This is a genomic window from Pseudomonas parafulva NBRC 16636 = DSM 17004, from assembly GCF_000730645.1.
Taxonomy (GTDB): Bacteria; Pseudomonadota; Gammaproteobacteria; order Pseudomonadales; family Pseudomonadaceae; genus Aquipseudomonas; species Aquipseudomonas parafulva.
The window spans coordinates 1-5858 of record NZ_BBIU01000030.1 but is presented as its reverse complement, the minus strand read 5'-3'; the positions used below and the strand labels follow the sequence as shown (position 1 = coordinate 5858).

Sequence of the window (5858 nt, the reverse complement as noted above, 5' to 3'; positions counted from 1 at the left end):
CTGAAGCCGTTCCCACACGGTGGATTGCGCCAGCATTCAGATTTTGTGGAAGATAGTTGTTCCCACAGGATTGATGTTGTAGCAGCAGGGTTAGTGCTGCTACAGGGTTACTGCTGTGCCCAGGGCAGAATCGGGATCGCGGTCACGGCGTTTTGCGGGCTGCCTTCCACAATGCGGTCGCTGTATACCAGGTACACCAGCGTGTTGCGCTTCTTGTCCAGGAAGCGCACCACCTGCATGGTCTTGAACACCAGCGAGGTGCGCTCCTTGAACACCACGTCGCCATCCTTCAGGTCGCCCTTGAAGCTGATCGGCCCAACCTGACGGCAGGCAATCGACGCTTCCGCACGGTCCTCCGCCAACCCCAGCCCACCCTTCACCCCGCCCGTCTTGGCCCGAGACAGGTAGCAGGTCACGCCCTCGACCTTGGGGTCGTCAAACGCTTCGACCACAATGCGGTCGTTCGGCCCCAGGAACTTGAAGACAGTGGATACCTGGCCGATCTCCTCGGCGCCGGCCAGCATGGGCAGCGACAGCGCCACCACGGCAAAGATCTTTTTCAGCATAGTCATACCAGTACCAGATTGTCCCGATGCACCAGCTCAGGCTCGGCGCTGTAACCCAGTATCGTCTCGATGGCATCGGACGGCTGGCCAATAATCTTCTGCGCTTCCAGGGCACTGTAGTTGGCCAGGCCGCGTGCGACCTCCAGGCCATCGGGGCCCACGCACACCACCATTTCGCCGCGGCGGAAGCTGCCCTGCACAGTCTTGACGCCGACCGGCAGCAGGCTCTTGTTGGCCTGGCGCAGGGCCTGCACGGCACCGGCATCCAGCACCAGGGTGCCACGGGTTTGCAAATGCCCCGCCAGCCACTGCTTGCGGGCGGCCAGCATGCCACGCTCGGGGGACAACAGGGTACCCAGTTGCTCGCCGGCCTTGAGGCGGTCGAGCACACGCTCGATGCGCCCACCGATGATGATGGTGTGGGCCCCGGAACGCGCTGCCAGGCGCGCTGCGCGCAGCTTGGTCTGCATGCCGCCACGGCCCAGGGCACCGCCGGTTCCACCCGCCACCGCGTCCAGCGCCGGGTCATCGGCGCGGGCTTCGCTGATCAGCTGGGCATTTGGGTTGTTGCGCGGGTCGGCGTCGAACATGCCGTCACGGTCGGTAAGGATCACCAGCAGGTCAGCCTCTACCAGGTTGGCCACCAGCGCCGCCAAGGTATCGTTGTCGCCAAAGCGGATTTCGTCGGTGACCACGGTATCGTTCTCGTTGATCACTGGCACCACACCCAGCTCAACCAGGGTGCGCAGGGTGCTGCGGGCGTTCAGGTAACGCTTGCGGTCGGACAGGTCGTCATGGGTCAGCAGGATCTGTGCGGTGTGCTTGCCATGCTCGCCAAAGCTGGACTCCCAGGCCTGCACCAGGCGCATCTGGCCAATGGAAGCGGCAGCCTGCAGCTCGTTCATCGCACTGGGTCGCGACGTCCAGCCCAGCTGGCTCATGCCAGCCGCCACGGCCCCGGAAGAAACCAGTACCAGCTCAACCCCTGCCTCGCACAGCGCGACCATCTGCTCGACCCACACGGCCATGGCACCGCGGTCGAGGCCTTTGCCATCGGCGGTCAGCAGCGCACTGCCAATCTTCACGACCCAGCGCCTGGCGCCCGTCACCTTGCTTCGCATCTTCTTCCAACCTATGTCGAATCTGTAGATACCGTGGATACAAAAACGCCGCTCCAGAGAGCGGCGTTTAGTGTACTGCAACCGGTCAGTCGCGCACGTAAATGATTTCCGGGCCGTCTTCGTCGTCCTCGAAATCATCGTCCCAGCCGTCGTCGTCGCCGATGTCGTGCACGCTCTTCACGCCAGTGCGGCGCAAGGTGCGGGCATCGTCCAAGGCCTGCAACTGGGCACGGGCTTCGTCTTCGATGCGCTGGTCGAGGTCGGCCAGTTCTTCGGCGTAGGCCGGGTCGTTGGCCAGGCGGTCGGCGCGGTCTTCGAGGTAGCGCATCAGGTCGTGGCTGAGCTTGTCGGTGCCTTGCTTGGAGATGGCCGAGATCACGTAGACCGGGCCTTCCCACTGCAGGCGGTCGATCACTTCCTGCACACGCTCATCACGCTCGTCGTCCATGACCATGTCCGACTTGTTCAGCACCAGCCAACGTTCACGTTCGGCCAGCGACGGGCTGAAGCGGGTCAACTCGTTGACGATGACTTCTGCGGCATCGGCCGGGCTGCTTTCGTCCAGCGGCGCGATGTCGACCAGGTGCAGCAGCACACGGGTGCGCGCCAGGTGCTTGAGGAAGCGAATACCCAGGCCAGCGCCCTCGGAAGCGCCTTCGATCAGGCCGGGGATGTCGGCGATGACGAAGCTCTTCCAGCGGTCGACACTGACCACACCCAGGTTTGGCACCAGGGTGGTGAACGGGTAGTCGGCCACTTTCGGCTTGGCGGCCGATACCGAGCGGATGAAGGTGCTCTTGCCAGCATTGGGCAAGCCCAGCAGGCCGACGTCGGCGAGCACTTTCATTTCCATCTTCAGGTCGCGCTGGTCGCCCGGCTTGCCTGGGGTGGTCTGGCGCGGCGCACGGTTGGTGCTGGACTTGAAGCGGGTGTTGCCCAAGCCGTGCCAGCCGCCCTGGGCGACCATCAGTTTCTGGCCTGGGGTAACCAGGTCACCAATCACCTCCTGGGTGGAAGCGTCGATCACGGTGGTGCCCACCGGCACGCGCAGGAACAGGTCTTCACCCTTCTTGCCGGTGCAATCGGTGCTGCCGCCATTGGAGCCGCGCTGGGCTTCGTGGTGACGGGTGTAGCGATAGTCGACCAGGGTGTTGAGGTTTTCGTCGGCAACCATGTACACCGAGCCGCCGTCACCGCCGTCACCACCGTTGGGGCCACCGTTCTCGATGAATTTTTCGCGACGGAAGCTCATGCAACCGTTGCCGCCGTCGCCGGCCTTGACCCGAATGGATACTTCGTCAACAAACTTCATTAAAACCGCCTCTCGTCGCTAGACGAGTTGAATGACTCAAAAACATGAGGCTCTTGCAAAAATGAGCGCGGCGGCCCCGTACGACCGTAGAAACCAACGCCGGCAACCCAGACAAACAGCTTTGCAAGAGGCTCACCACAAACGAAAAAGCCCCGTCGCATGACGGGGCTTCTGGAGCGACGTCGCGATTAAGCGGCGACGATGCTCACGTAACGGCGCATGAACTCGCCTTTCTTCTCGAACTTGATCACGCCTTCAATCTTGGCGAACAAGGTGTGGTCCTTGCCCATGCCAACGCCGTAGCCAGCGTGGAATTCGGTGCCGCGCTGACGGACGATGATGTTGCCGGGCTTGATAACCTGGCCGCCATACATCTTCACGCCAAGGCGTTTCGATTCTGAGTCGCGACCGTTACGAGTACTACCACCAGCCTTCTTGTGAGCCATGGTTCAATTCTCCAAATAAATTCAGGGGATCTAGGGGATTAAGCCTGGATGCCGGTGATTTTGATCTCGGTGAACCACTGGCGGTGGCCCATACGCTTCATGTGGTGCTTACGACGACGGAACTTGATGATGCGAACCTTGTCGTGGCGGCCTTGTGAAACGACTTCGGCCACTACTTTAGCGCCAGCAACAACTGGAGCACCGATGGTGACTTCTTCACCGTTGGCGACCAGCAGGACGCGATCGAAGGTCACGGATTCGCCAGTGGCGACTTCCAGTTTTTCGATCTTGAGGAATTCACCTTCAGCGACTTTGTACTGCTTGCCGCCGGTAACGATTACTGCGTAAGACATGGTATTTCTCCGATAATCCTGCTCACCCAGCGCTTTATATGATGAGTATTGGCTGGCATGGCTGCACAGGGCTGGAACGGCCCGGCGCAATTGCGTAAGGCAGGTGCTGCCCAGGAAGTTAGGGTGCGCGATTGTACGCAACCCGGGTTTTGCTTGCAAGTACCGCCCCCGGCCGACTGGCACCGTGCCTTGACACACCGGGACCCGCAACCTAGCATGCCGCGCAACCTCACTGGAGCAGCCGATGCAACCCCAAACCTTCTACCGTGCGGTGGCTGACGATTTCAGCGCCGTCGACGAGATCATCAAGAAGCAGCTGACCTCGCGCGTGCCGTTGGTATCGAAGATCGGCGACTATATCACGTCTGCCGGTGGCAAGCGTCTGCGCCCGCTGCTGGTGCTGCTGTGCGGCAAGGCCCTTGGGCACCAGGGCGACGACCTGCGCCTGCTGGCCGCCACCATCGAATTCCTGCACACCGCCACCCTGCTGCACGACGATGTGGTCGACATGTCCGGCATGCGCCGCGGTCGCTCCACCGCCAATGCACTGTGGGGTAACGCCCCCAGCGTGCTGGTAGGCGACTTCCTTTATTCCCGCTCGTTCGAAATGATGGTCGAGCTGAACTCCATGCCGGTGATGCAGATCCTGTCCAAGGCCACCCGCGTGATCGCCGAGGGCGAAGTGCTGCAGCTGTCGCGGGTGCGCGATGCCAGCACCACCGAGGACGTCTACATGGACGTCATCCGTGGCAAGACCGCCATGCTGTTCGAAGCGTCCACCCACAGCGCCGCCGCGCTTGCCCAGGCCACCGACGCCCAGCGCGAGGCGCTGCGCACCTTCGGTGACCACCTGGGCGTGGCCTTCCAGCTGGTGGACGACCTGCTCGACTACGAAGGCGATGCAGAGGCCCTGGGCAAGAACGTGGGCGACGACCTGGCCGAAGGCAAGCCGACCCTGCCGCTGATCTACACCATGCGCGAAGGCACCGCCGAGCAGGCTGCGCTGGTGCGCAAGGCTATCCAGAAAGGCGGCCTGGAAGACCTCGAGCAGATCCGCGCAGCGGTGGAGGCATCCGGCGCCCTCAAATACACCGCTGAAATGGCGCGTAGCTACGTGAGACGCGCCATCGAATGCCTCGAAGTGCTGCCGGCCAGCGAGTACCGGGACGCACTGGTGGAGCTGAGCGAGTTCGCGGTGGCGCGCACTCACTGACAGGCCGCATCGCCTCTGTCGCGGGCGAGCCCGCTCCTGCAGCGGTGCTGTCGTGGGAGTGGGCTTGCCCGCGCTTGCATTTGTCCGGACAAAATCACTTCTGCAGCAATACCTTCTACAATGTGGGTTTTTAAACACCCGCCTGTTAGAGGAACCGAAGTGAGTACTTTGCCACCCTGCCCGAAATGCAACTCCGAATACACCTACGAGGATGGCACTCAGCTGATCTGCCCAGAGTGCGCCCACGAGTGGTCGGCCAGCGGCGACGCCGAGGCGGCCAGCGACGAGGTGGTGAAAAAGGATTCGGTGGGCAACGTTCTGCAGGATGGTGATACCGTCACCGTCATCAAAGACCTCAAGGTCAAGGGTTCCTCCCTGGTGGTCAAGGTCGGCACCAAGGTCAAGAACATTCGCCTGTGCGACGGCGACCATGATATCGACTGCAAGATCGACGGCATCGGCGCCATGAAGCTGAAGTCCGAGTTCGTGCGCAAGGTCTGATTTCACAAGAATCTGCCAATTGGTTCTTGCTATTTTGATAATAAGAATTATTCTCATTGGAAAGCTATCCAAGGAGAATGGTCATGACTTATCTGATAGACGCCTGGCTGGACCGCCCTCATCCCTACCTGCGCATCCTTCACCGGGAAACCGGTGAGGTGTGCGCGGTGCTCGAGGAAGAAGCACTGGACGAATTGCGTGACCAGGGCGACCTGGACATGAACGGCCTGAACTCGAGCGAGCCCGGGGTACTGAAGGAGCTGGTGCGCAACCTGTTTCTGTTCTGCTATGCACGGGCCTTGCGCCCAGGCGGAACAGACTGGAATTGACCTCTATGGAGCCACTG

The 5858-nt window shown here is 61.6% G+C and carries 8 protein-coding genes; 3 read left to right on the top strand and 5 right to left on the bottom strand.

All coding sequences use genetic code 11. The features are described 5' to 3' along the window. Nucleotides 1–107 precede the first annotated feature (107 nt). The 5 genes from PPA02S_RS18260 to rplU form a co-directional block, all read right to left on the bottom strand. Nucleotides 108–566 carry a CreA family protein gene (locus PPA02S_RS18260; RefSeq protein WP_161629575.1) on the bottom strand — a complete coding sequence of 153 codons (459 nt, stop codon included), beginning with the start codon at nucleotides 564–566 and terminating at the stop codon, nucleotides 108–110. A 2-nt stretch (nucleotides 567–568) separates the two neighbouring features. Continuing rightward, nucleotides 569–1687 (bottom strand): glutamate 5-kinase, encoded by a 1119-nt coding sequence (proB, locus tag PPA02S_RS18255; RefSeq protein WP_028631720.1) that lies wholly within the window; start codon nucleotides 1685–1687, stop codon nucleotides 569–571. 85 nt (nucleotides 1688–1772) lie between these two features. Next, complete coding sequence (cgtA, locus tag PPA02S_RS18250; protein WP_028631721.1) at nucleotides 1773–2999, bottom strand: Obg family GTPase CgtA; 1227 nt, start codon at nucleotides 2997–2999, stop codon at nucleotides 1773–1775. Between the two features lie 188 nt (nucleotides 3000–3187). After that, nucleotides 3188–3445, bottom strand: coding sequence for a 50S ribosomal protein L27 (gene rpmA, locus PPA02S_RS18245; RefSeq protein ID WP_003247464.1), 258 nt, complete (start codon nucleotides 3443–3445; stop codon nucleotides 3188–3190). A 38-nt stretch (nucleotides 3446–3483) separates the two neighbouring features. Beyond that, on the bottom strand, nucleotides 3484–3798 hold the full coding sequence (gene rplU, locus PPA02S_RS18240) for a 50S ribosomal protein L21 (RefSeq protein ID WP_003247466.1): 315 nt from the start codon (nucleotides 3796–3798) through the stop codon (nucleotides 3484–3486). A 244-nt stretch (nucleotides 3799–4042) separates the two neighbouring features. Here rplU and PPA02S_RS18235 point away from each other — a divergent pair, with 244 nt between their 5' ends. The 3 genes from PPA02S_RS18235 (at nucleotide 4043) to PPA02S_RS18225 (ending at nucleotide 5841) form a co-directional block, all read left to right on the top strand. Next, nucleotides 4043–5011: a polyprenyl synthetase family protein gene (locus tag PPA02S_RS18235; RefSeq protein ID WP_028631722.1), complete on the top strand. Its 969-nt coding sequence runs from the start codon at nucleotides 4043–4045 to the stop codon at nucleotides 5009–5011. Between the two features lie 159 nt (nucleotides 5012–5170). Then, a complete protein-coding gene (locus PPA02S_RS18230) occupies nucleotides 5171–5512 on the top strand; it encodes a zinc ribbon domain-containing protein YjdM (protein WP_028631723.1) in 342 nt (113 codons plus the stop codon). 83 nt (nucleotides 5513–5595) lie between these two features. After that, nucleotides 5596–5841, top strand: coding sequence for a PA4570 family protein (locus PPA02S_RS18225; protein ID WP_028631724.1), 246 nt, complete (start codon nucleotides 5596–5598; stop codon nucleotides 5839–5841). The last annotated feature ends 17 nt before the right edge of the window (nucleotides 5842–5858 follow it).

Bases quoted from the DNA above. Each gene is read 5' to 3' on its own strand.
- proB (WP_028631720.1), bottom strand. From the start codon at position 1,687: ATGCGAAGCAAGGTGACGGGCGCCAGGCGCTGGGTCGTGAAGATTGGC.
- cgtA (WP_028631721.1), bottom strand. From the start codon at position 2,999: ATGAAGTTTGTTGACGAAGTATCCATTCGGGTCAAGGCCGGCGACGGC.
- PPA02S_RS18225 (WP_028631724.1), top strand. From the start codon at position 5,596: ATGACTTATCTGATAGACGCCTGGCTGGACCGCCCTCATCCCTACCTG.
- rplU (WP_003247466.1), bottom strand. From the start codon at position 3,798: ATGTCTTACGCAGTAATCGTTACCGGCGGCAAGCAGTACAAAGTCGCT.
- PPA02S_RS18235 (WP_028631722.1), top strand. From the start codon at position 4,043: ATGCAACCCCAAACCTTCTACCGTGCGGTGGCTGACGATTTCAGCGCC.
- rpmA (WP_003247464.1), bottom strand. From the start codon at position 3,445: ATGGCTCACAAGAAGGCTGGTGGTAGTACTCGTAACGGTCGCGACTCA.
- PPA02S_RS18260 (WP_161629575.1), bottom strand. From the start codon at position 566: ATGCTGAAAAAGATCTTTGCCGTGGTGGCGCTGTCGCTGCCCATGCTG.